General features: G+C 48.3%; 2 protein-coding genes. Both read right to left on the reverse strand.

Translation table 11 applies throughout. The features are described from left to right. On the reverse strand, positions 1-957 hold a 957-nt coding region (locus R7Z78_RS24310; RefSeq protein ID WP_169643858.1), incomplete at its 3' end, for a GspE/PulE family protein. Then, a partial coding sequence (locus tag R7Z78_RS24315) for a type II secretion system protein GspD (protein WP_411977588.1) occupies positions 957-1,463 on the reverse strand: 507 nt, incomplete at its 5' end. The genes R7Z78_RS24315 and R7Z78_RS24310, both read right to left, overlap by 1 nt.

Consider the following 1,463-nt stretch of genomic DNA (forward strand, 5'->3'; position numbering starts at 1 on the left):
GATCGCACGTCGACCACGCGCAAATGTCATGTCGACTTTCGGGTTAACTTGAGTCTGGCCAATGCCATCGATATCAAATTCGATTGGGTCTTCCACCGTCAGAATGTTGCGCTCGTTGCTGTTGATTTCTTGCAAGCCGGCGTACAAAGTGGTCGATTTACCAGAACCCGTAGGGCCGGTCACCAAGATGATTCCGTGCGGGCGACCAATGAGGTGGCGGAAGTTGTCGTGTACCGAAGGAGTCATGCCCAAACTATGCAGGTCAAGGCGCGTTGCGTTTTTATCTAACAGACGCATTACCACTCGTTCACCGTGAGAGGATGGCATGGTAGAAACACGCACGTCGACCGCTCGGCCACCAATACGTAGCGAGATACGACCATCTTGAGGCACACGCTTTTCAGCAATATCGAGCTTCGCCATAACCTTCACACGAGACACCAATAACGGCGCAAGCTTACGACTTGGCGTCAAGACTTCGCGCAGAACGCCGTCGACACGGAAGCGGATAGAAAGCGTCTTTTCAAACGTTTCGATATGGATATCGGACGCACCTTCTTTGATCGCTTCACCCAACATGGCATTGATCAATTTGATGATTGGCGCATCGTCTTCCGACTCTAACAAATCCTCGTCATGCGGTAGCTCTTCTGCCAACGAGAAGAAATCATCACTGTCGGCACCGATATCTTCCATCAATTGACGAGCTTCTGATGAATCACGTTGATACGCTTCAGTCAGCTTTTTATCGAAGGATTCTTTATCGATGGCTTGAGGCACGAAACTGCGCTTAAGCACGCGACGTACTTCAACCAGAGCCGCAGGATTTAGCGGCTCCACGTAGTAAAGAATTGGAGGACGCTCTGGATGCTCAGTCTCCAAAACCAGTTTAAAGCGATTGGCAAAACTGAAGGGCAGACGACGCATACTTGGCGCAGTGTCTAACATATCTACCATTAGTTCTTTTCCATTTGATCGATAAACGCTTGAATTTCAGCAGGATGCTTACGATCTTGGCCAAATGCTGGGATCACAGGGATCTTCTCATCTGGCATCAATTTCAAGCCTTGGTCAGCTTTGTAAAGCTGCTCTGCACGAATAAAGTTGTATTTGCGCTGAGTGATACCATCTGCGGTCATACCATCACGGATGATGGTCGGCTTAATGAAGACCATCAAGTTACGTTTTTCGGTTTGCGTGCTGGTTGATTTGAACAAGTGCCCCAATACTGGAATATCACCAAGCAGTGGCACTTTCGATTCACTTTCTAGTGCACGTTCATCAACCAAACCACCTAGCACCAGCATCTGACCATCTTGGATCATCACGGAAGTGTTAAGTTGGCGCTTCGCGAAACGAACGTCAACGGCACCATTGGCACCCAATACGTTAGAGACTTCTTGTTCAATATTTAGCTGAACAGAATCACCTTCGTTGATCTGTGGTACAACTTTGAGCTTGAT

Origin of the sequence: Vibrio sp. 1167, from assembly GCF_033340375.1 — a bacterium.
Taxonomy (GTDB): Bacteria; Pseudomonadota; Gammaproteobacteria; order Enterobacterales; family Vibrionaceae; genus Vibrio; species Vibrio alginolyticus.